The organism is Micromonospora sp. SYSU B005, assembly GCF_055362685.1.
In genome coordinates this window covers 194,335-215,589 of sequence record NZ_JAXCFU010000004.1, presented here as the reverse complement: position 1 = coordinate 215,589, position 21,255 = coordinate 194,335, and the positions used below count along the sequence as shown (strand labels likewise).

At 72.9% G+C, this 21,255-nt stretch carries 21 protein-coding genes; 5 read left to right on the top strand and 16 right to left on the bottom strand.

The features are described from left to right. Positions 1–31: 31 nt before the first annotated feature. Entirely contained in the window at positions 32–1,258 is a 1,227-nt protein-coding gene (locus tag SM452_RS12600) for an MFS transporter (protein WP_262014821.1), read from the bottom strand. 122 nt (positions 1,259–1,380) lie between these two features. Between SM452_RS12600 and SM452_RS12595 the strand changes: the two genes are divergently transcribed. After that, positions 1,381–1,968, top strand: a complete 588-nt coding sequence (locus SM452_RS12595; RefSeq protein ID WP_262014820.1) for a PadR family transcriptional regulator — start codon at positions 1,381–1,383, stop codon at positions 1,966–1,968. A gap of 48 nt (positions 1,969–2,016) precedes the next feature. On the opposite strand, the gene SM452_RS12590 is transcribed toward SM452_RS12595, so the two are convergent. Then, a complete protein-coding gene (locus tag SM452_RS12590) occupies positions 2,017–2,835 on the bottom strand; it encodes a class I SAM-dependent methyltransferase (RefSeq protein WP_463839959.1) in 819 nt (272 codons plus the stop codon). A gap of 128 nt (positions 2,836–2,963) precedes the next feature. Between SM452_RS12590 and SM452_RS12585 the strand changes: the two genes are divergently transcribed. Next, complete coding sequence (locus SM452_RS12585; protein WP_355506908.1) at positions 2,964–3,638, top strand: winged helix-turn-helix transcriptional regulator; 675 nt, start codon at positions 2,964–2,966, stop codon at positions 3,636–3,638. Between the two features lie 58 nt (positions 3,639–3,696). On the opposite strand, the gene ispG is transcribed toward SM452_RS12585, so the two are convergent. The 7 genes from ispG to SM452_RS12550 all read right to left on the bottom strand — a co-directional run bounded on the left by ispG (position 3,697) and on the right by SM452_RS12550 (position 10,158). Next, a complete protein-coding gene (ispG, locus tag SM452_RS12580) occupies positions 3,697–4,872 on the bottom strand; it encodes a flavodoxin-dependent (E)-4-hydroxy-3-methylbut-2-enyl-diphosphate synthase (RefSeq protein ID WP_013474403.1) in 1,176 nt (391 codons plus the stop codon). Between the two features lie 9 nt (positions 4,873–4,881). Next, positions 4,882–6,129 (bottom strand): M50 family metallopeptidase, encoded by a 1,248-nt coding sequence (locus SM452_RS12575; RefSeq protein WP_355506905.1) that lies wholly within the window; start codon positions 6,127–6,129, stop codon positions 4,882–4,884. Further along, positions 6,126–7,340 (bottom strand): 1-deoxy-D-xylulose-5-phosphate reductoisomerase, encoded by a 1,215-nt coding sequence (gene dxr / locus SM452_RS12570; RefSeq protein ID WP_047894153.1) that lies wholly within the window; start codon positions 7,338–7,340, stop codon positions 6,126–6,128. Before dxr ends, SM452_RS12575 begins: the two co-directional genes overlap by 4 nt. 206 nt (positions 7,341–7,546) lie before the next feature. Beyond that, the gene (locus SM452_RS12565; RefSeq protein WP_262014814.1) at positions 7,547–7,951 is read right to left on the bottom strand and encodes a type II toxin-antitoxin system VapC family toxin; all 405 of its coding nucleotides are present in this window, start codon (positions 7,949–7,951) and stop codon (positions 7,547–7,549) included. Further along, positions 7,948–8,145: a hypothetical protein gene (locus SM452_RS12560; protein WP_262014813.1), complete on the bottom strand. Its 198-nt coding sequence runs from the start codon at positions 8,143–8,145 to the stop codon at positions 7,948–7,950. Before SM452_RS12560 ends, SM452_RS12565 begins: the two co-directional genes overlap by 4 nt. 175 nt (positions 8,146–8,320) lie before the next feature. Next, on the bottom strand, positions 8,321–9,550 hold the full coding sequence (locus tag SM452_RS12555) for a PP2C family protein-serine/threonine phosphatase (protein ID WP_355506902.1): 1,230 nt from the start codon (positions 9,548–9,550) through the stop codon (positions 8,321–8,323). A gap of 62 nt (positions 9,551–9,612) precedes the next feature. After that, positions 9,613–10,158: a GNAT family N-acetyltransferase gene (locus SM452_RS12550; protein WP_355506899.1), complete on the bottom strand. Its 546-nt coding sequence runs from the start codon at positions 10,156–10,158 to the stop codon at positions 9,613–9,615. Positions 10,159–10,209: 51 nt separating this feature from the next. On the opposite strand from SM452_RS12550, the gene SM452_RS12545 reads away from it, so the two are divergent. After that, entirely contained in the window at positions 10,210–11,052 is an 843-nt protein-coding gene (locus tag SM452_RS12545) for a YhjD/YihY/BrkB family envelope integrity protein (RefSeq protein ID WP_355506897.1), read from the top strand. A 10-nt stretch (positions 11,053–11,062) separates the two neighbouring features. Here the strand turns inward: SM452_RS12545 and SM452_RS12540 are convergent, their stop codons facing one another. Together SM452_RS12540 and SM452_RS12535 are read right to left on the bottom strand one after the other, a co-directional pair. Continuing rightward, positions 11,063–12,232: an alkaline phosphatase PhoX gene (locus SM452_RS12540; RefSeq protein WP_355506895.1), complete on the bottom strand. Its 1,170-nt coding sequence runs from the start codon at positions 12,230–12,232 to the stop codon at positions 11,063–11,065. A 106-nt stretch (positions 12,233–12,338) separates the two neighbouring features. Beyond that, positions 12,339–12,758 (bottom strand): ribosomal protein L7/L12, encoded by a 420-nt coding sequence (locus SM452_RS12535; RefSeq protein WP_262014808.1) that lies wholly within the window; start codon positions 12,756–12,758, stop codon positions 12,339–12,341. 67 nt (positions 12,759–12,825) lie between these two features. Between SM452_RS12535 and SM452_RS12530 the strand changes: the two genes are divergently transcribed. After that, positions 12,826–14,424 carry a phytoene desaturase family protein gene (locus SM452_RS12530; RefSeq protein ID WP_463839958.1) on the top strand — a complete coding sequence of 533 codons (1,599 nt, stop codon included), beginning with the start codon at positions 12,826–12,828 and terminating at the stop codon, positions 14,422–14,424. A 4-nt stretch (positions 14,425–14,428) separates the two neighbouring features. Here the strand turns inward: SM452_RS12530 and SM452_RS12525 are convergent, their stop codons facing one another. Together SM452_RS12525 and SM452_RS12520 are read right to left on the bottom strand one after the other, a co-directional pair. Continuing rightward, positions 14,429–15,067 (bottom strand): TMEM175 family protein, encoded by a 639-nt coding sequence (locus SM452_RS12525; RefSeq protein WP_030269894.1) that lies wholly within the window; start codon positions 15,065–15,067, stop codon positions 14,429–14,431. A gap of 106 nt (positions 15,068–15,173) precedes the next feature. Continuing rightward, the gene (locus SM452_RS12520) at positions 15,174–16,742 is read right to left on the bottom strand and encodes a Rieske 2Fe-2S domain-containing protein (protein ID WP_262014806.1); all 1,569 of its coding nucleotides are present in this window, start codon (positions 16,740–16,742) and stop codon (positions 15,174–15,176) included. A gap of 248 nt (positions 16,743–16,990) precedes the next feature. Here SM452_RS12520 and SM452_RS12515 point away from each other — a divergent pair, with 248 nt between their 5' ends. Then, entirely contained in the window at positions 16,991–17,215 is a 225-nt protein-coding gene (locus SM452_RS12515) for a hypothetical protein (protein ID WP_013284612.1), read from the top strand. 80 nt (positions 17,216–17,295) lie between these two features. Here SM452_RS12515 and SM452_RS12510 read toward each other — a convergent pair whose 3' ends face one another. From SM452_RS12510 to SM452_RS12500, 3 genes are all read right to left on the bottom strand, one after another. Then, positions 17,296–18,525: a DivIVA domain-containing protein gene (locus SM452_RS12510; protein ID WP_262014805.1), complete on the bottom strand. Its 1,230-nt coding sequence runs from the start codon at positions 18,523–18,525 to the stop codon at positions 17,296–17,298. A gap of 22 nt (positions 18,526–18,547) precedes the next feature. Beyond that, positions 18,548–19,693: a dual-specificity RNA methyltransferase RlmN gene (rlmN, locus tag SM452_RS12505; protein WP_262014804.1), complete on the bottom strand. Its 1,146-nt coding sequence runs from the start codon at positions 19,691–19,693 to the stop codon at positions 18,548–18,550. Between the two features lie 104 nt (positions 19,694–19,797). Beyond that, entirely contained in the window at positions 19,798–21,123 is a 1,326-nt protein-coding gene (locus SM452_RS12500) for a phosphatidate cytidylyltransferase (RefSeq protein WP_357210662.1), read from the bottom strand. Positions 21,124–21,255 lie beyond the last annotated feature (132 nt).

Genomic DNA, 21,255 nt, shown 5'->3' with positions numbered 1-21,255 from the left:
GCGGGCCGACCGGGCACCTGCCGCACGGCCCTCAGCCGGCCGCCGCCGGCACCGGTTCGGGCGCGGCCGGCCGGGTCCGGGCGGCCCATCGCACCACAGGCGGCACCAGCGTGCCGAGCAGCAGGAACACCACGCCGAGCACCAGCCAGCCGGGCACGCCCCAGCCGATCGCGAGCGTGGTCACCACCACCGGGGCGACCATCGAACCGAGCTGCATGCCCATCCCGTACGCGCCCTGGTACTGCCCGTGCGCGTGCGCCGGGGCCAGGCCGAAGGAGATGCCCCAGCCGGCCGCCGCGTGCCACAGCTCCCCCACCACGTGCACCAGCGCGCCGGCCAGCAGCAGCGGCACCGCCACCGCCACCGGTACGCCGCCCCCTGCGGCGAACAGCGCGCAGGCGGCAGCGAGCAGGACGCCGGCCCGGCGGGCGGCCCGGCCCGCGCCGGTCAGGTCCTCGGTGCCCCGCGAGGCGCGGACCTGGAACAGGATCACCACCACCGTGTTGACGAGCAGGCAGACGGAGATCAGCCAGTTCGGTGCGCTGGTGTGCCCGGCGATCCAGAGCGGCAGGGCGATGTTGATCAGCGAGAAGTGCATGGACATGAGCCCGTCCAGCACGGTGAAGGCGAGGAACGGGCGGTCCCGCAGCGCGATCAGCCGTGGCCCGTGCGCCGGGGCGGGCATCGGCGGCACCGGCGGGAGCCGCAGCAGCACGGCCGCCGCCAGCACGTAGGTGGCCGCGTCGAGCAGGATCAGCGTGACGTACGCGCCGCGGGTGTCGGCGGCGAGCGCGAACCCGGCCAGCACGGTGCCCACCGAGATCCCGACGTTGGTGACGGCGCGCAGGTAGGCGCGGGTGCGGACCCGCTGGTCGGGCGGTACGGCGCCGGCGATCAGCGCGCCCCGGGCACCCCGGGTGCCCGCGTCCGCGACCGCCATCAGCATGCCGACGACCAGGAAGCCGGTGAAGGAGCGCACGGTGACCAGGGCGGTCGTGCACGCGGCCGAGGCGAGCAGCGCGGCCATCTGGAGTCCGCGCGGGCCGAGGCGGTCGGCGAGATAGCCCATCGGGGTGCTCGCCACCAGGCTGACCAGCGCGGTGAGCGTGAGCGCCACGCCGACCTGGGCCACCGAGAGCCCGACCGACCGGGTGAGGAACAGCGCGCTGGCGGTGAGCCAGGTGCCCCGCCCGACGGTGTTGACGAGCGTGGAGAGGGCGAGGGTCCGGGACGGGCCCGGTTCGGGAAGCAGGCGCACACCGGCAGCCTAACAATACGTACGTACGGTTTGCAGTCCGGTTTACGCGACGTCTTGCTGGCGATGCATTGCCGATATATCGTTGATGCATCAGTGATACGACGACAGAAGGAGAACCACTGATGAGTTTCCATCGACGCATGCACGCCATGCACGACGAGATGCGCCGCCACGGCGGCTTCGGCTTCCCGCCCGTACCTCCGGGTCCGCCGCCCTTCTCCCCCGGACCGCACGGTCGCGGGCGGGGGCGCGGCGGCCGGGGACGCGGACGGCGGCCGAACGTCCGCGGCGCGGTGCTGGCCCTGCTCACCGAGCGGCCGATGCACGGCTACGAGATGATCCAGGAGATCGACTCCCGCACCGGCGGGGCCTGGCGGCCCAGCCCCGGCTCGATCTACCCGACACTGCAACTGCTGGAGGACGAGGGCGTCATCGCCACGGCCGCCGACTCCGAGGGCGGGCGCAAGCGGTTCGCGCTGACCGAGGCGGGGCAGGCCGAGGCGGCCGACGCGGCGCAGACCCCGCCCTGGGCGGAGTTCGCCGAGCAGACAGTCAACAGCTGGCACGACATCCGCGACGCCGGGGCGCAGGCCATGCAGGCGCTGCGGCAGGTCATGACCACCGGCACCGACGACCAGCGCGCCCGGGCCGCCCAGGTGCTCGACGAGACCCGGCGCAAGCTCTACGCCATCCTCGCCGAGTCCGAGTGAACACCGCCGCCGCGACGGCACGCCGGCCGGACGACGACCGGCGTGCCGTCAGGCGCGGCGCGCGGTGACGAGCAGGTACTCCCAGCGCATCACGCCGCCGTCCAGGTGCCGGGCCGCCAGGTCGGTCAGCGCGCGGTCGAGACCGGCCGTGCGCTCCGGGTCGCCCGCGTTCGCCCGGTAGACCGCCACTGTGGGCCCGTAGTGGGTGGCGAAGAAGTCCCGGAACTGTTCCGGCGTGGCGAACCGGTTCACCACCACGGCGTCGCGCCCCAGCCGGAGCGCGTCGACCCGGTCGCCGAACAACTCCCGGACATGGTCCTCGTCGCCCCAGAGCGGGGGCGGCTGCGCACCCAGCGGCGGTGGCGGCGCGTACGGCCGCATGGCCGCGAACAACTGGCCCACGAAGCCCTCCGGGGTCCAGTTGACCAGGCCGATCGTCCCGCCAGGCCGGCACACCCGCAGCACCTCGTCGGCGGCGGCCCGGTGCCGGGGCGCGAACATCACGCCCACACACGACAGCACCGCGTCGAACGCGGCGTCCGCGTACGGCAGCGCCTCCGCGTCCACCTCCTCCCAGGTCAGCGTCAAGCCCTCCCGCTCGGCCTCGGCCCGCCCGATCGCCAGCAACTCCGGGGTGAGGTCGCCGGCCACCACCTCCGCACCGGCCCGGGCCGCCGGCAGAGCCGCGTTGCCGGTCCCGGCCGCCACGTCCAGCACCCGCATGCCCGGCGCCACCCCGGCGGCGCGGACCAGCGTCGCCCCCAGCTCCGGGATCACCTGCGCGGCCACGGCGGCGTAGTCACCCATCGCCCACATCGCACGGTGCCGGGCCTTCACCGCGGCGTCCTGTTCCCGTTCCTCGATCATCAGTCGCTCCTCACAGTCGTCCCTGCACAGGACGCTAGGCAGCGGACGACCCGGCCCCCAGTACGAGATCTGTACCGCTCCCGACAGGCGCCTGGCCGGGGCGGCGGGCCGGGCGTAGCGTGCCCGCCATGGGGGCCTCCTACCACCAGTTCTGCCCCGTGGCGAAGGCCATGGAACTGCTCGACGAGCGGTGGACGCTGCTCGTGGTCCGGGAGTTGGTCAGCGGCTCGGAACGCTTCAACGAGCTGCGCCGGGGCCTGCCCCGGATGTCACCGACCCTGCTGTCCCGCCGGCTGCACCAGCTCGTCCGCGCCGGGGTGGTGGAGCGGCGCGTCGACGGCGCCGACGTGCGCTACGTCCCGACCGCCGCCGGACGCGAACTGCGGCCCGTGCTGGAGGCGCTCGGCGCCTGGGGCGTGCGCTGGATCGGCGAACTGGGCGACGCCGACCTGGACCCGAAGCTGCTGCTGTGGGACATGCACCGGCACGTCGACCACGACGCGGTCCCGCCGGGGCGTACCGTCGTGCGGTTCCGCTTCCGGGACGTGCCCACGACGCAGCGCGACTGGTGGATGGTGATCGCCGCGGGCGAAGCCGACGTCTGCGACATCGACCCCGGGCACGACGTGGCGGTGACGGTCACGGCGGACCTGCGCGCGCTGGTCCAGGTCTGGATGGGCGACCTGGAGTGGGCCGCGGCGCTGCGCGGCGGCGCGGTGGAGCTGGCCGGGCCGGAGGCGCTGCGGCGCGCCGCGCCCGGCTGGTTCACCCTCTCCCCCTTCGCCGCCGTGCCCCGGCCCTGAGACGGCGCGTGCGGCCGCCCCCGAACGGGGACGGCCGCACGACGACGCGGAGAACAGATCAGTGCACGGTGACGGTGGCGCCGCCCGGCACCAGGTCACGCAGTTCCTCGGGGATCTCGGCGCCCATCTCGTCGGCGATCCGCAGCGCCTCCTCGATCAGCGTCTCCACGATCTGCGCCTCGGGCACGGTCTTGACGACCTTGCCCTTGACGAAGATCTGGCCCTTGCCGTTGCCGGAGGCCACACCCAGGTCGGCCTCGCGGGCCTCACCCGGACCGTTCACCACGCAGCCCATGACCGCGACGCGCAGCGGCACCGGCAGGCCCTCCAGCCCAGCGGTGACCTCCTCGGCCAGCTTGTAGACGTCGACCTGCGCCCGGCCGCAGGACGGGCAGGAGACGATCTCCAGGCCGCGCTCGCGCAGGCCCAGCGACTCCAGGATCGCGTTGCCGACCTTGATCTCCTCGACCGGCGGGGCGGACAGCGAGACCCGGATGGTGTCGCCGATCCCCTCGGCCAGCAGCGCGCCGAACGCCACCGCCGACTTGATCGTGCCCTGGAACGCCGGGCCGGCCTCGGTCACGCCGAGGTGCAGCGGGTAGTCGCACTTCTCGGCCAGCAGCCGGTAGGCGCGGATCATCACCACCGGGTCGTTGTGCTTCACCGAGATCTTGATGTCCCGGAAGCCGTGCTCCTCGAACAGCGAGCACTCCCACAGCGCCGACTCCACCAGCGCCTCGGCGGTGGCCTTGCCGTACTTGGCCAGCAGGCGCTTGTCCAGCGAGCCCGCGTTGACGCCGATCCGGATCGGCACGCCCGCGTCGCCGGCGGCCCGCGCGATCTCCTTGACCTTGTCGTCGAACTGCCGGATGTTGCCCGGGTTCACCCGGACCGCGGCGCAGCCGGCGTCGATCGCCGCGAAGACGTACTTCGGCTGGAAGTGGATGTCGGCGATCACCGGGATCTGCGACTTCTTGGCGATCGCCGGCAGCGCCTCCACGTCGTCCTGCGACGGCACGGCGACCCGGACGATCTGGCAGCCGGACGCGGTCAGCTCGGCGATCTGCTGGAGCGTGGCGTTGACGTCGGCGGTGAGGGTGGTGGTCATGGACTGCACCGAGACCGGCGCGCCACCACCGACCGGCACCGAACCGACCATGATCTGGCGGCTGGCCCGGCGCGGGGCCAGCGGCGGCGGCGGTACGGGGGGCATACCGAGACTGACAGCGGTCACTTCAGGCACTCACCTTGAGAAGAGCGTGATGGGGTTGATGACATCGGCGGTGACCGTCAGCAGCGTGAACGCGCCACCGATCAGGATCACCGCGTACGTGAACGGCATGAGTTTGAGGTAGTCGACACGCCCCGGATCGGCGCGGCCGATGCGCGCGTAGAGCCAGGACCGCGCCCGTTCGAACCAGGCGATGGCGATGTGGCCGCCGTCCAGCGGGAGCAGCGGCAGCAGGTTGAACACGCCGATGAAGAAGTTCAGCGACACGAAGAGCATGAAGAACACCAGCCAGGCGTTGTTCTCCACGGCCTCGCCGCCGAGCCGGCTGGCGCCGACCACGCTGATCGGGGTGTCCACGTCGCGCTCGCCGCCGGTGATCGCGTTCCACAACGCGGGCACCTTCTGCGGGATGCGCTGCATGGCGTGCGCGGTCTGCACGGCCATGGTGCCGGTGAAGTCGGCGGTGGCGCCGAACGCGGCGACCGGGCCGTACTCGACCCGGGTCGGAGTGCTGGGCGAGAGCGCCACGCCGAGCGCGGAGACCGACGAGGTGGCACCCTTCGGGTCGCCCAGCGGCGGACGCTGCACCGAGGCCAGGTCGACCCGCGCCTCGGCCGGCTTGCCGTCACGCACGTAGGCGACGGTGGCCGTGCCGGGCGGGGTGGCCCGGACCACGTCGAGCATGTCGCCCCAGGTCGAGACCGGCTTGCCGTTCACCGCGGTGATCCGGTCGCCGTCCTTGAGCTGGGCCTTCTCGGCCGGGCTGGCCGGGTCGCCGGACTCGCAGGCGCGGGCCGCGTTCTCCACCACCACGCACGGCGCGATGGCGATCACCGCCGGCTCGGCCCGGAAGCCGGCCTCGGTGCTGGGGAACTTCGGGTTCGGCAGCCCCACCGACACCGCGATGATCCAGAGCGCGATCAGGGCCAGGGCGAAGTGGGTGATCGAGCCCGCGGACATCACGATCGTCCGCTTCCACACCGGGTAGCGCCACATGGCGCGCTTCTCGTCCCCCGGCTCGACGTCGTCGTCCTGTGGGGTCATGCCGACGATCTTGCAGAAGCCGCCGAGCGGGATGCCCTTGATGCCGTACTCGGTCTCGCCCCGCTTGAACGACCAGAGCGTCGGGCCGAAGCCGACGAAGTAGCGGGTGACCTTCATCCCGAACGCCTTGGCGGTGAGCATGTGCCCCGCCTCGTGCAGGCTCACCGAGATGAGGATCGCCAGGGCGAACAGCACCACCCCGAGCAGATAGCTCATCGAGCTCCTTCCACCGACCCGACGATGATCTCCTGGGCGTGCGCCCGTGCCCACGACTCGGCGGCGAGCACGTCCTCGACGGTACCTGGTTCGTCGAAATCGGGAGCGTCCTCCAGCACCCGCTGGAGGGTGTCGACGATGCCGAGGAACGGCAGCCGGCCCGCGACGAACGCCGCCACGCACTCCTCGTTCGCCGCGTTGTAGATCGCCGGGCGGCAGCGCCCGGCCTCGCCCGCCGCCTTGGCCAGCGCGACAGCCGGGAACGCCGCGTCGTCGAGCGGGAAGAACTCCCAGGTGTGGGCGGTGGTCCAGTCGACGGCCGCGGCGGCGCCGGGCACCCGGTCCGGCCAGCCGATACCGAGCGCGATGGGCAGTCGCATGTCCGGCGGGCTGGCCTGGGCGAGCGTGGACCCGTCGGTGAACTCGACCATCGAGTGGATCACCGACTGCGGGTGGACCATCACCTCGATGTCGGCGTACGGCACGTCGAACAGCTCGTGCGCCTCGATCACCTCCAGCGCCTTGTTGACCATCGTGGCGGAGTTGATCGTCACGACCGGGCCCATGTTCCAGGTCGGGTGCGCCAGCGCCTGCTCCGGCGTCACGGCGGTCAGCTCGTCCCGCCGCCGCCCCCGGAACGGGCCACCACTGGCGGTGACCACCAGCCGCCGTACCTCGCCCCGGGCGCCGCCGCGCAGGCACTGCGCCAGCGCCGAGTGCTCGGAATCAACAGGGACGATCTGCCCCGGCCGCGAGACGGCGGCCTTGACCAAGGGGCCGCCGGCCACCAGGGACTCCTTGTTGGCGAGCGCGAGGGTACGACCGGCGTGCAGCGCGGCCAGCGTCGGCGGCAGGCCCAGCGAGCCCACCACCCCGTTGAGCACCACGTCACACGGCCACTGCGCCAGCTCGGTCATCGCGTCCGGCCCGGCCACGATCTTGGGCAGCTTGAAGTCACCGGTGGCCCAGCCGCGCCGGCTCGCCTCGGCATAGAACGCGAGCTGAAGATCCTGCGCGGCGGACGCGCGGGCCACACCGACCGCCTCCACGCCCAGCTCCAGCGCCTGCGCGGCGAGCAACTCCACGTTGCCGCCACCCGCGCCGAGGGCAACCACCCGGAAGCGGTCCGGGTTGCGCTTGACGATGTCGATGGCCTGGGTGCCGATCGAGCCGGTCGAGCCGAGCAGCACGAGATCTCGGGGAGTGGTCACCGGACCATTGTTCCCCAGCGCCTCACCCCGGTTCGTCCCGGAGTGCCCGGCGACATGATCCACTCCACTTCCCCGAGGTGGTGGCATCCCAGCCGCCGCGATGCCACCACTTCGGCGAACTGGTGTCGATCACGCCTCGAGCGCCTCCTCGTCGTGGGCTGGTCAAGACACCCGAGCAGATCCAACGGCCCCGGGACGGGTCGTGGTCAGGCCAGGTCGAGGAGCTTTAGATCGTCATGGTCGGCGAAGTCCGCGTAGTCCTTGCCGTTGAAGGTCGCGAGCGGAAGCCTGTGGACCAGGCAGCATGCGGCGATCCATGAGTCGTTGACCGGCCGCGGCCGTCCACGGAGCTGGGCCGTGGCCTGAATTCGGCCCCAACGCACCGCGACGGCCTCGTCGAAGGGCAGCAGGACCAGGTTCCGGCGCCAGAGCGCCAGGTCAGCCAACTTGCGCGGGCCCCAGCTGCGGACCACGGTCCACTTGGTCAACTCCCCCAACGTTACGAAGGTGATGGCGAGGGTCGACCCGGTCAGCCGCGCTCTCAACCGCTCGTCCACTCGGCCTCGCAGGATCGCCGAAGCCACGTCGGTGTCCAGGACGATGATGCTCAAGCCAGTCCCTCGCGCCGGGAGGCGTACAGGTCGGCGAGGAAGCGGTCCAGTTCCTCGTCCGATTCGATCAGGTCCGGACGGGCAAGGTCGTCGAGACTGGTGACCGGCTCGACGCCCTGGCGCCGTGCGAGTTCGTCGGCCGGCACGTGAAACGTGCTCGGCCAGTCCGGGTTGCGCTCGGCGTCGGTCGACATGGGGGCGCTCACCTTCTCCACCTCACTGAATGCCTCATCCTCTCACCTGGCAGCGCTGAAACCTGCCGATCGCACCGGAGGATCACACGTTCTCGGAGCCGCCGGTCGCACCCACTGTGCGCCTGTCCCGCCGAACGGTCAGGCGAGGCGCTCCCGGGCGTAGGTCTCCACCGGGCTACGGGGACGCGATCGTCCCGTCTGGCGCGGTGAGGTGCTCCAGGTGCTCCAACGGCAGGTGCGAGGGCTGCCACTCCAGGAACAGCGCGGTGGCGTCGTCGTCGAGCTCGTCCTGCTGGTAGGCGAGGACGGCGCGCACCAGCCGGCGCATCGTCTCCGGGCTGGGCAGCCGCTCGTTGAGGGCACGCTCGACGAAGTCGACGAGCCGGTCCAGCCCGAACCGTTCCCCGTCGTCGCCCCGGGCGTCGGTGATGCCGTCGGTGTAGGCGAGGATGCGGTCGCCCGGGTGCAGCGCCTCCTCGTGCGCCCGCGGGCGCCGCGTCGACAGGTTGCCCAGCCCGAGCGGCAGCGCGGTCGGTCCGGGCAGTGCCCGGACGGCCTTGCCGTTCCGCAGCAGCATGGCGCCGGGGTGGCCGGCGTTGATGGTCCGCAGCACGCCGGTCCGCCGGTCGAGTTCGGCGAGTAGCGCGGTCGCGAACAGGCCGGGGTGTTCGGAGCGGACCCACCTGTCGATGCTGATCGCCGTGTCGACCAGGTCGAGACCGGTGCGCCGGGCGTTGCGGTACGCGCTGACCACGAGCGAGGCCAACGCGCTCGCCTTGATCCCGTGCCCGCAGGTGTCGAAGAGCCCGACGCTGAGCACGTCACCGTTGAGCGCGTAGTCGAAGATGTCCCCGCCGACGTCGTAACACGGTTCGAGGATGGCGGTGATCACCAGCTCGTCCGTCGCGAAGGTCAGCGGCGGCAGCAGCCCCCACACGGTCTCGGCGGCGACCTGCATCGGCAGGCGGCGGCGGATCCGTTCCACGACGTCGCCGTAGAGCCGGCGGTTCACCAGGACCTGAGCGACGGCGACCGCCACCTCCCAGGCCGGCCGGTCCAGCGCGGGGTCGCCGGCGCGCGACGACACGATCTCCAGCGCCCCCAGCCGTTCGCAGCCGAGCAGCAGGGGCACCCAGAGCCGGTCCGGGCGGTCAGGGGCGCGCTGCACCTGCAGGCCGGTGAACGCCCGGCCGGCCAGCGTCGTCTCGATCGTGAGTTCGTCCCGGGGCGCGCCCGCGCCGACCAGGGGTACGAGCGAGGACTGCGTGTAGTCGGCCAGGTAGATCACGATGTCGGTGGCCCCGATGACGGGCGCGACCCGGTTCACCAGGAGCGACAGGTCGTCCGGACCGCCCCGGGCGGCGTGGAGGTGCAGCCAACGCGCTGCGTCGCCACCGTCGACCATCCGTGCCTCCCCCGCGTCCCCACCACCGTAGGAGGCCGAGGGCGAACTGCCAACGGCACGGCTCAGGCCGGACGTTCCAGGACGAAGGTCTCCAGTTCGACCCCGCCGTACCAGTCGGTGCGCACGCCTTCGTGCGTCATGCCGAGGCGCCGGGTCACCGCCATCGACGGGTCGTTCCCGGCCATCACCACCGCGTACACCCTCGGGGTGCCGGTGGCGAACTCGCGTTCCACCACCGCGCGGGCCGCCTCGGTCGCGTAACCGTTGCCCTGGGCGTCGGGGTGCAGGTGCCAGCCGACCTCGATGTCGTCGGTCAGGGTGACGCCGTCGCGTCCCGGCAGCGGCTTGAGCAGGATGCTCCCCGCCACCGGCCCGCCGGCACGCGGCTCGATCGCCCACAGGCCCCACCGGCCGTCGTACGGCGCCCAGCGTTCGTGCCACATCCGGACCCGCTCGCGCGCCTCGGACGGGTCGGTCATCCGCCCCTTGCCGCCGCCCAGCCAGCGCATCACCTCGTCCCGTGAGTAGATGTCGTAGATCCGGGCCAGGTCGTCCGGCGACTCTGTCCAGTCGCGGAGCACCAGCCGGTCGGTCGTGGCGATCGTCATGCCGCCGGATCGTAATGCGTGGCGCGGGCTCGTACGGGGAACGAGAGGGCGATGGGCGACGGGTGGGAGCGGACCAAGCGGATCACGGCTGCGGCGTTCCGGCCGGTCCGCGGCCGGGACCTGTCGCTGCACGCCGCCGCGATCACCTTCTACGGCGCGATCGCCGTGGTGCCGGTGGCGCTGCTGGCGATCTGGCTGACCGGGCTGCTCGCCGGGGCGGACCGGGTGCGGCGGCTGACCGGGTACGCGATCGACACGCTGCCCACCGAGATCGGCGCCCACCGGGCGGCGGCCGCACTCGTCGAGGCCGGGCTGGGGCTGACCCCGCTGCTGGCGCTGGCGTCGCTGCTGCCGGCCTCGCTCTACGGGGAAGGACTGCGCCGCGCCTTCGTCTCGGTGGCCGAGCCGCGCGCCGAGTCCGGCGCGCTGGTCGGCTGGCGGGGGCGCCTGCTGCTGCTCCCGCTGCTGGCGCCGGCCCCGGTGCTGCTGCTGTCGATCCTGCTCGGGCTGCCGATGACCACCCGGCTGGTACGCCAGGGCGGCTGGATCGGCGCGCTCGGCGTGGTGCTGTCGTTCCTCGCGGTGTGGCTGGTGCTCACGCCGGTGCTGATCTGGGTGTTCCGGGTGGTCGGCCCGGCCTCGCCGGACTGGCTCGCCACAGTGGGCCTGGGCTCGTTCACGGCGGCGAACCTGTCCGGCTTCGTGCACGGCTTCGTGCTGTTCTGCTCGCTGCCGCTGGACCTGGGCGTGCCGTTCGGCGGGTTCGACGAGATCGGCGGCGGCGTGGCGGTGCTGCTCTGGCTGTACCTGTTCCACGTGATCGTGCTGTCCGGCTACTCGGCCACGCTGGCGGCGAGCCGGTGGCGGGCCACCCGGGAGGCGGCCCGCGCCTGACGGCGGGAGGTCAGCGCCGGAACGGGCCGCGCACCTCGTACGTGATGCCGCCGGTCCCGGCCCGGGCGCCGCTGGTGCCGCGCTGCGAGGAGAAGTAGAGCCGGCTGCCGTCCGGCGAGAACGCCGGCCCGGTGATCTCCGACTCGGGCTGCCCGAGCAGCCGCAGGAACGGTGCCACCACACCGGCCGGGGTGATCACGTTGATCTCCATGTTGCCGCCGTCCTCGGCCACGTAGAGGTCACCGCCGGCAGTGCCGGTGATGTTGTCGACGCCGGTCAGCGGCGCGGCACCGGCCGGCACCAGTGAGTCGTCGTACGCGAGGTCGAGCCGCTCGTTCACCGCGTCGTACGCCCACACCCGGTTGTCCCCCTTGGTGGTGAACCAGCAGGTGTCGTCGGCGTACCAGCAGCCCTCGCCGCCGTCGAACGTCTGCGCCGCGCCCACCTGGTAGCGGGTGGGCACCGGGAATCCGTCGCGGTCCGGCAGGCCCCGCCAGGTCACCGGGCCGGTCACCTGGCCGTCCGGGGCGCACAGCACCTGCACCTTGCCGGTGCGCAGGTCACCCCAGGTGTCCGGGACGAACCGGTAGAAGCAGCCGTCGCCCTCGTCCTCGGTCAGGTAGACCACCCGCCGCTGCGGGTCGCAGGCCGCCGCCTCGTGCTTGAAGCGGCCCATCCGGGTCCGCTCCTCGCCGGACCGGCCGCCCTCGGGCCAGGTCTCGAAGACCCGCCCCAGCGGCACCTCCTCGCAGGACAGCCACGTCCCCCACGGGGTCGGCCCGCCCGCGCAGTTGACGTTCGTGCCGCCGAGGATCCGGTACGCGGCGGCGATCGCGCCGTCGGCGGCGAACCGCACCGCCGAGGCGCCGCCGACGAGCGGGACCTCCGAGTTGGAGACGTAGATCCAGCCGTCGCCGGCCGGGAAGCAGGCGCCGCCGTCGGGCGCCGGGTGCCAGGTGTACGAGGTGCCGGCGACCCGCTGCCCGGACCGCGCGATCACCCGGCTGGTGAAGCCGGCCGGCAACTGGAGGGCGTTGGCGTCGGCGGCCAGCAGGTCGCCGTACGGGCCGGGACCGGGCTGGGCGGGCTGGGCCGGGGCGGCAGCGGCGGCCCAGAGACCACCGGCGAAGGCGGCGGCGCCACCGACGGCTGTGGCACGCAGGACGGTACGACGATCCATCGGGGGTGACCTTCCCGGAGGCGGTGGGTGTCCCGTCGACGGTAGGACGAGAAATGCATCGACCACCGCCACTATAGAGTGAACGCCCGGTGACGGCCGTCCGGCGTCAGAGGCCCTCGACGTACCGCTTGGCGTCGGCGAGCGACATGTGCGTGTGCTCCCGCACCACCTTGATCGCCTGGATCTTCTTCCCCTGGTACAGCAGCCGCGCGGCCTCGGCCCGCACCGCCTCGTCGACGCCCTTTCCGGGGGCCGGAGGGCCGGGCGACCAGGTTCCACCGGCCGTCAGCGCGTCCACCGCCCGCTTCGCGTCCAGCAGCGACAGCCCGGTCTGCTCGCGCAGCACCTTGACCGCCTCGACGGTACGCCCCGCGCGGGCCAGCCGGAGCACCTCGGCCTGCCCGTCGCCGGCCGGGCGATCCGGGGCGACCAGGTCCCGGGGACGGTCGCGCCGCAGCACGAGCAGGAGGAGGAGCACCACCACGACGAGCGCCACCGCGAGCGCGATCTGGACAGCCGGGGACATGCCCGGAACGGTAGCGCCCCAGGGCGAACCCTCCCGCAATAGCTCGCCCGCCGCTACGCTCCGGCCCATGAGCGACGCGAGTGAGCTGCCGTCCCGCGCCGACGTCGTGGTGGTCGGCGCCGGGCACAACGGCCTGGTCTCGGCGATCCTGCTGGCCCGCGCCGGCCTGGACGTGCTGGTGCTGGAGGCGTCCGGCGTGATCGGCGGGGCGACCCGCACCGAGAACCCGTTCCCGAAGGTGCCGGGGCTGCGTCACTCCACCGGGTCGTACCTGCTCGGGCTGATGCCGCCGGAGCTGCTGGCCACGCTCGACGTGACCATCCCGGTGCTGCGCCGCGACCCGCACTACTTCCTGCCCACGCCGGGCGGGCTCGGTTCGCCGTACCTGCTGGCCGGCAGCGACGTGGCGGCGAGCCGGCGGCAGCTCGCGGAGATGTTCTCCCCCGCCGACGTCGCCGCCGACGATGCGCTCCACGCCGAGCTGGCCCAGCTGCGGGAGGATCTCGCCCCGGCGTGGCTGGCCGAGCCGCTGCCGGTCGAGGAGACCGCCGAGCGCTACGTGCGGCCCGCGTTGCGGCAGGTCTTCGTCGACCTGGTACGCGGCTCGGTGGCCGACCACCTGGCCCGCTTCGACTTCCGCTCCGAGCTGCTGGTCAGCATGTACGCGGTCACCGACGGCCTGTCCGGGCTGAACGCCGGCCCGGACGACCCCGGCACCGGGCACAACTTCCTGGTGCACAACATGTGCCGGCTACCAGGCGCGGACGGCACCTGGATGATCACCCGGGGCGGCATGGGTACGGTGTCCCGCACGTTCGCCGAGGCCGCCGTGCGCGCCGGGGCGCGGATCGTGGCCGACGCGCCGGTCACCGCGATCCGGCTGGCCGGAGGCGCCGCCGCCGGGGTGACGCTCGCCGACGGGCGGGAGGTGGACGCCCCGGTGGTGCTCGGCGCCTGTGACCCGTACCGGCTGATGGGGCTGCTGCCCGACGGCGCGCTCCCGGCGGAGCTGGGCGCGCGGATGGCGGCGGTCCGCCGCCCCGGCACCACGCTCAAGCTCAACCTGGCGCTGACCGGGCTGCCGCGCTTCTCCTGCCTGCCGACCGACGCGCCGAGCCCGTTCGGGTCGACCATCCACCTGCTGCCCGGCTCGGCCTCGCTCGTCGGCGACGGCGGCGAGTCGCCGATGGCGGCGCTGCGCGGCATGTGGGCGGACGTGCGGGCCGGGCGGCTGCCGGAGGAGCCGACGATCGAGTGGTACCTGCACACCACTGTCGACCCGTCGCTGTCCGACGAGGCGGGGCACCACTCGTCGGCGCTGTTCGTGCAGTCGGTCCCCTACGAGCTGGCCGGCACCACCTGGGACGCGGCGCTGCCCGGCTACGTGGAGCGGCTGATCGCGATCTGCGAGCGGTACGCCCCGGGCGCCGGTGACCTGGTCGCGGACGCGGTGCCGCTGCCGCCGCCCGGCATCGAGGCGCATTTCGGGATCACCGGCGGACACATCCACCACGTCGACAACACTGTGTCGTTCACCGACCGGATGCCGTACGCGACGGGGGTGGACGGGGTGTACGCGGGCAGCGCCGGCTGCCATCCGGCGGGCAGCGTGATCGGCGCGGCCGGGCACAACGCCGCCCGCCGCATCCTCGCCGACCTGGGCTGAGTCCTCACGGCGTCTCGGGCGCCTCCTGGCCGGCGGGCGGGAGGTCGCCCGGACCGCGCACCAGGTAGACGCCGACAAGCAGCAGGTACGCCAGCAGGCTCAGCACCGGGTCGACGAACACGATCGCGAACGCGACCAGATAGAGCAGCGGACCGAGGCGGAACCGGCGGGCCACCGCCCGCGCCAGCCTCGGGTCCAGGCCCGGTTGCAGCAGTCCGCGGCGGCGCGCCCACCACCAGCTCAGGTTGAAGAACAGCGCCTCACCGAGCACCACGCCCGCGTACAGCGCGGCGGTCAGCCGCTGGTCACCGACGGTGCCGCGCAGGTTGTCCGCGAGCAGGTCGGCGGTGAACGGGATCGCCGCCACGAACATCAGCAGCAGCAGGTTCAGCACCAGCAGCATCTGGTCGACCCGGCGGACGTAACGCCACATGTTGTGGTGGGTCAGCCAGACCTGGCCGACGATGGCGAAGGTGATCACGTACGCCAGGTAGGCGCGCCACTCGTGCAGCAGCGCGGCCGGCAGCCCGTCGTCCTGCGGCGTGTCCGGGTCGAACGACAGCAGCTCGACGGCCATCAGGGTGAGCACGATGGCGATCACCGCGTCGCTGAACGCCTCCACCCGGGAGGCGTCGCGCGCCATCTCGTTGCCGCGCCCGAACCGGTACGCCGGTTCCCTGTCCGCACCCGTCACGCCGCCCCCTCACGACCGATGGTCGCGTGCCGGGGCGGCGTGCGGGGCGAAACCGTCAGACGGCCGGCGTCGAGGTCTCCGCGTCGGCGCGGTGCGCGCGGATCTTGTGCCCGACGCTGGTCAGGCAGCGCCCGCTGGCCAGGTCGAACTTCCAGCCGTGCAGCTGGCAGGTGAGCTGGTCGCCGTCGACGATGCCGAACCGGCTCAGGTCCGCCTTCAGGTGCGGGCAGCGCCGCTGCACCACCCAGCCGTCGAGCGTGATGTCCTCGGCGTCGACCGCCCGCTCGTGCTCGTCGTACCAGCCCTCGGCGTACTGGAGGCGCTCCTCGGACAGGCACTTGAAGAAGGCGTAGACGAACTCGTTGTACTGGCCGATGCGGGCCGCGGAGAAACGGCAGGACAGGAAGAGGGAGTTGACCCAGTCCACCTCGCCGATGTGCAGCAGGTGCTCGATCAGCGCCCGCTCGGTCCGGAACCGGTAGCGGACCTTCTCGTCCGCGTACGGCCGGACCTCCTTGCCCGGGAAGTCCACCACGATGGATTCGACCTCGGCGCCGTCGTAGCCGACCAGGTCGAAGCGGACCGGCCCGCCGACGCCCTTGGCCAGGTAGATCGACTCGTCGAGCAGCGGCTCGATCCGGCGCTTCATCTCACCGAGCACGTCGACCTCGGGGTGCCGCCAGGACGCCTTCTCGGCCTCGATGACCGGGCGCTTGCGCTCCCGCATCTCCTCCAGGTGGGCGACCTTGTTCGCGAAGAACTCCTCCACCGGCACCGGGTGCGTGGTGGTGGCGCCCTCGGTGGTGACCTCCGAGACGCTGCCCGGCAGCAGCACGATGCCGTTGGTGCCGCCGACCTTGGCGTACTCGGCCAGGAACACCGACTGGTCGGGGAAGATGTTGCCCTCGTCGCCGAAGATGTCGTTGAACTGCCACAGCTCGTCGTCGAGGAAGCACGGCGGGCCGGCGATCGGGAAGACGTGGTCGGCCTTCAGGTCGTCGATGTAGCGCCAGGTGCGGTCGAACTGCCGGTCCCGCTTCTGCTTGCCGAACGCGGTCTTCGCCGCCTGCGGCAGCTCGTAGACCATCGGGTACCAGATCGCGCCGGAGAACTGGAGCATGTGCGCGTGCACGTGGCCCAGCTCGGCGAAGACGGTCAGGTCGGTCGGGCGGGCGTCGTTCTGGTTGAGCAGCCGCACGCCGTCGTACTCGACCCAGAGCGACGAGTCGCCGATCGGGCCGTCGGTCGGGCTGGTCAGCGCCTGAATCATGATCTTCAGGCCGCCTGGTAGCTCCACGACCTGCTCGTTCGGGGCCTTGAGGAACTTGGTGAAGCCCAGCTCCCGGAACTCGTCCTCCATCTCCGAGGTGGGGAACTCGGGCAGCAGGACGGTGGCGTCCTTCGACACGAAGTCACGCAGGTGCTTCGCGTCGAAGTGGTCCCGGTGCAGGTGCGACACGTACAGGTAGTCGACCTGGCCGAGGGTCGCCCAGTCGAGCAGGGAGTTGTCCGGGAAGGGGAACCACGAGGCGAAGTAGGCGGGGTTGACCCACGGGTCGCACAGGATGCTGCCCGCGGCCGTGTCGATCCGCATGCTGGCATGCCCCGTACCGGTCACTCGCACCGCAGTCCTCCTCAAAAAGGCATCAAGGTGTACGTCAAGACGCTACCGGAGGCAGTGTGCTCGCCGTCCCGCGACGCCGGTAGTGGCCATCCGCCCCCACCGGTACGGGACCAACGACCCGGGCCGCGCCGCCCGCCCGCTGTCGCCCGCCCGGGTCATCCCCGGCACAGGAGGTCGGACCCTGCGCCGGGCCCGGTTGGGGCCGTGCCAGACTGATCGGAGATCCGATCGCGAGGGAAGGACCGACAGTGGCAGGAGACGAGCCGGTAACCGCGCCAGATCAGCACAAGCCCGGACACCGCAAGTCCGGACGGATCGGTGCGGTGCTGTCGGCGGTGGCTTTGGTACTGATGGCGCTCTGCGGGATCGAGGAGGGCCGGGTGGAGCACATCTGGCTGTTCGGGATCGCCGGACTGCTGATCGCCATCGTCATCGGCGACGCCGTGCTGCGCCGCAACGGCCTGCGGTCCTGACGCGCGGCGCCCACGGTAGTGCGCGAAGGGCCCGCCCCCTCACCCGGGGGGCGGGCCCTTCGTCGTCTCGGGAGGCGGGGTCAGCGGCCGAGCAGGATGTCCTGCACGTCCTTGAGCGCGGCGTCGACCTCGGCCTCGAAGTAGCCACCGGGCACCAGCCCGAAGCGCAGCGTGTCGAGTTCCTTCGGGTTCACCGGCATCGGGTTGCGCCCCTGCATGCCGCCGAGCAGTGTCTCGAAGAACCGGTCGACCTGGTCCGGGTCGTACCCGCTGCCGAACCGCCGGACCTGGAAGCTGCGCCGGATCTGGTCGACCCGGTGCAGGTCGCTGCCGGGCGGGCCGGCCATCGGCGGCCCCACCATCGGCGGACCGGCGACCGGCGGGCTCACGAGCGGCGGGCCGGTCATCGAGGGGCCCGGGCCGTAGCCCTGGTCCGGCGGCCCGTAACCCGGGTCCGGCGGGCCGTAGCCGGGCTCCGGTGCGCCGTAACCCTGCTGCGGCAGCGCCGGCGGGCCGCCGGGGCCACGGCCGCGCAGCTCACGCTCGGGCATGCGGATCTCGGCGGTCATGTCGGCACGGGCACGCCGGCCGGCCTCGAACCCGTCGAAGCGCTCCTCCTGGCCGTACCCGCCAGGGCCGCTGTCCGGGGGACCGTACCCACCGGGGCCGCTGTCCGGCGGACCGTACCCACCGGGACCGTTGTCCGGCGGACCGTAGCCGCCCGGGCCGTTGTCCGGTGGACCGTAGCCGCCCGGGCCGGGCGGCAGGCCGCGCGGCGGCGGGCCGCCGTGCCCCATCGGCGCGCCCGGGCCCATCGGGCCGGGGCCACCCGGGCCGCGGGGGCCGTCGTAGCCACCGCGCGGGCCGTCGTAACCACCGGCGAACGCGCCGGTCGGCTCGTCGTAGCGGTTGCCGTACCGGTCGGCGGGCGGGCCGGGCTGGGCGGGCATCTGCCGGGGCGGCATCGGCGGCTGCGGCACCGGCGACATACCCCGGTCGTCGCGCATCGGCGGGCCGAGCCGGTCGGCCATCCGGGGGTCGCCACCGCGCCCGGCCGGCGCGCCACCGCGCTCCTCCAGCTCGGCGAGCTGCCGCTCGACCCGGTCGAGGTGCAGGTCGACCTGCCACTCGTCGTAGCCGTTGAACCGGACCCGGAAGACGACGTCGTGGACCTCCTGGGAGGCCACGGGCGCGCCGATCGGCTGGCCGTCGAGTGTCGCCTCGACCCGGTCCAGGAAGGCGTCGACCTCGTCGACCTTGTAGCCCCGGCGGAGCGCCTTACGCCGGAAACGCTGACCCTGACTCGCCACTATGTCTCCTGGTCTCGTACCGCTACGCCGTTGCCGCGCGTGAGTCGCCGTCCGTGTCCCCGGCGGCGGCGAGCTGCCCACAGGCCCCGTCGATCTCGCGTCCCCGGGTGTCGCGCACCGTGGTCGACACGCCGGCGTCGCGCAACCGCCGGACGAACTCCCGCTCGACCGGCTTCGGGCTGGCGTCCCAGCGGCTGCCCGGAGTCGGGTTGAGCGGGATCAGGTTCACGTGGGCCAGCTTGCCGGCCAGTAGCCGCCCGAGCAGATCGGCTCTCCACGGCTGATCGTTCACGTCCTTGATCATCGCGTATTCGATGGACACGCGACGCCCCGTCGTGGCCGCGTAGTCCCACGCCGCGTCCAGCACCTCGGACACCTTCCAGCGCTGGTTGACCGGGACGAGTTCGTCGCGCAGCTCATCATCGGGGGCGTGCAGCGACAGCGCAAGGGTCACCGAGAGGTCTTCGCTGGCCAGTCGGCGGATCGCCGGCACCAGACCGACGGTCGACACGGTGATGTGCCGCTGCGACAGGCCCAGTCCCTCCGGCGCCGGGGCGACCAGCCGGCGGATCGCCGCCACCACCCGCGAGTAGTTCGCGAGCGGCTCGCCCATGCCCATGAACACCACGTGCGACAGCCGCGGCGGCGACCCGGCCACGGCGCCGGAGGCGGCCACCCCGGCCAGGTAGACCGCCTGGTCGACGATCTCGGCGGTGGACAGGTTACGGGTCAGCCCGGCCTGGCCGGTGGCGCAGAACGGGCAGGCCATGCCGCAGCCGGCCTGGCTGGAGATGCAGACGGTCACCCGGTCCGGGTAGCCCATCAGCACGCTCTCCACCAGCGAGCCGTCGTGCAGCCGCCAGAGCGCCTTGCGGGTCGCGCCGTCGTCGCAGGCCAGCTCGCGGACCGGGGTGAGCAGCGTGGGCAGCAGCTCACCCGCCAGCCGCTCCCGGGTCGCGGCCGGCAGGTCGGTCATCCGCTCCGCGTCGCGCACCAGGCGGCCGAAGTAGTGGTTGGAGACCTGCTTGGCGCGGAACGCGGGCTCACCCAGCTCGGTGACGAGCGCCTGCCGGCCCGGCAGGTCCAGGTCGGCGAGGTGGCGGGGAGGCATCGCGGGCCGGCGGCCGCGGGCGTCGGGGTCTACGGAGATCAGCGGAAGACTCGTCATGGCGCGTCCAGTCTGACACGCTCCCGCCCGGACGCACCCGTCCGTACGTGTCGAATCGCCCCCGGCCACCCGGCCCGCAGCGGGTCGCCGCCGTGACGCATGCCTCAGTTCACCACCGGGACGAAGACGGCGAGCAGCAGGTACGCCACCGGCACGGCGAACAGGATCGAGTCGAGCCGGTCCATCAGGCCGCCGTGCCCGGGCAGCAGGTTGCTCATGTCCTTGACGCCCAGATCCCGCTTGATCATCGACTCGGCGAGGTCACCGAGCACCGCCGAGACCGAGATCGCCATCCCGAACAGCGCACCCCACCAGGGGGCCACGTCGAACAACGCCCACAGCAGCGCCGCGCTGCCCGCCGCCGCGGCGGTCACCGAGCCGGCGAAGCCCTCCCAGGACTTCTTCGGGCTGATCGTGGGCGCCATCGGGTGCTTGCCGAACGACACGCCCGCGGCGTACCCGCCGGTGTCGGAGAGCACCACCGCCGCCAGCGTCACCAGCACCCGCAGGTGCCCGTCACCGGGCGCCGCCGCGAGCATCGCCGCGAACCCGGCGAGGAACGGCACGTACACCGCGATCAGGGTGGCCGCGGTCAGGTCACGCTGGTAGTTGCCGGGCCCGTCGCCCAGCCGCCAGATCATCGTGCCCAGCACCGTGACCAGCAGGCCGAGGCAGAGCGCGTCGGGGCCCGCGTACCAGGCCAGGCCCACGGTGATCACGCCACCGGCGACGAGCGGCGCCAGCGGCGGGTGGGCGCCGCTGCGGCGTACCGCGCGGGCCATCTCCCAGATGCCGATCCCCACAGCGGTCGCGAGCACGGCGAGGAACGCCGGCATGAAGAAGAACAGCGGCACCACGACCGCCGCGCCGAGGGCCACCCCGACGCCGATCGCGGCCGGCAGGTTGCGCCCCGCCCGGGACGTCTTCGGGGCGGTGGTCGGCGGACGCTCGGCGCTCGCCCGCCGGCGTCCCGGCCCGCGGCGGCCGGCCGGCGGCTCCGAGGCGGGCTCGTCGCGTACCGCCGGGATCTGCTCGGTGGGCTCGTCGCGCACCGGCGCGATCTGCGCGGTCGGGTACTCGTCGTCGCGGGCGGGCTCACCCCAGGGGCCGTCGTGGTCCGGCCCGGCGGGCCGCCCACGGTCGCCGGCCGGCGGTCCGTCGTACCGGCCAGGGCCGTCGTGGTGCCGCGAGGTCGTCGGGTACGGCCCGGCGTAGGTGTCAGATCCGGCGTACGTGTCCGGACCGGCGTACGTGTCCGGGCCTGCTCCGGGACGGGCGTAGGTGTCCGGCTCGGCGGGGTGGGTGTGCGCGGCCGGGCCGGGCCGCCAGGGGCCGGGCTCCAGATCGGTGTCCGGCCAGGGCAGGGCCGGGGCGGCCGGGCGGTCCCAGCCACGCGACTCGGTGTTGCCGTAGGGGTCGGGGTGGGACATCACGCACCGGCAGCCGGTACGAGAGCCACCACATGACGCAAGACCAAGACCATCCCCTACCGGCGTGAGACTTCCTGTTTACCGACCGACGGCCGGGCGACTCCCGCCGTTCACCCCGTGGTGGTCGGGAAT

Coding starts and splice junctions, on each gene's coding strand:
- SM452_RS12595 (WP_262014820.1), top strand. CDS start 1,381: ATGAGTTTCCATCGACGCATGCACGCCATGCACGACGAGATGCGCCGC.
- SM452_RS12590 (WP_463839959.1), bottom strand. CDS start 2,835: ATGATCGAGGAACGGGAACAGGACGCCGCGGTGAAGGCCCGGCACCGT.
- SM452_RS12585 (WP_355506908.1), top strand. CDS start 2,964: ATGGGGGCCTCCTACCACCAGTTCTGCCCCGTGGCGAAGGCCATGGAA.
- SM452_RS12575 (WP_355506905.1), bottom strand. CDS start 6,129: ATGAGCTATCTGCTCGGGGTGGTGCTGTTCGCCCTGGCGATCCTCATC.
- SM452_RS12560 (WP_262014813.1), bottom strand. CDS start 8,145: ATGTCGACCGACGCCGAGCGCAACCCGGACTGGCCGAGCACGTTTCAC.
- SM452_RS12555 (WP_355506902.1), bottom strand. CDS start 9,550: ATGGTCGACGGTGGCGACGCAGCGCGTTGGCTGCACCTCCACGCCGCC.
- SM452_RS12550 (WP_355506899.1), bottom strand. CDS start 10,158: ATGACGATCGCCACGACCGACCGGCTGGTGCTCCGCGACTGGACAGAG.
- SM452_RS12545 (WP_355506897.1), top strand. CDS start 10,210: ATGGGCGACGGGTGGGAGCGGACCAAGCGGATCACGGCTGCGGCGTTC.
- SM452_RS12540 (WP_355506895.1), bottom strand. CDS start 12,232: ATGGATCGTCGTACCGTCCTGCGTGCCACAGCCGTCGGTGGCGCCGCC.
- SM452_RS12535 (WP_262014808.1), bottom strand. CDS start 12,758: ATGTCCCCGGCTGTCCAGATCGCGCTCGCGGTGGCGCTCGTCGTGGTG.
- SM452_RS12530 (WP_463839958.1), top strand. CDS start 12,826: ATGAGCGACGCGAGTGAGCTGCCGTCCCGCGCCGACGTCGTGGTGGTC.
- SM452_RS12525 (WP_030269894.1), bottom strand. CDS start 15,067: ATGGCGCGCGACGCCTCCCGGGTGGAGGCGTTCAGCGACGCGGTGATC.
- rlmN (WP_262014804.1), bottom strand. CDS start 19,693: ATGACGAGTCTTCCGCTGATCTCCGTAGACCCCGACGCCCGCGGCCGC.
- SM452_RS12500 (WP_357210662.1), bottom strand. CDS start 21,123: ATGTCCCACCCCGACCCCTACGGCAACACCGAGTCGCGTGGCTGGGAC.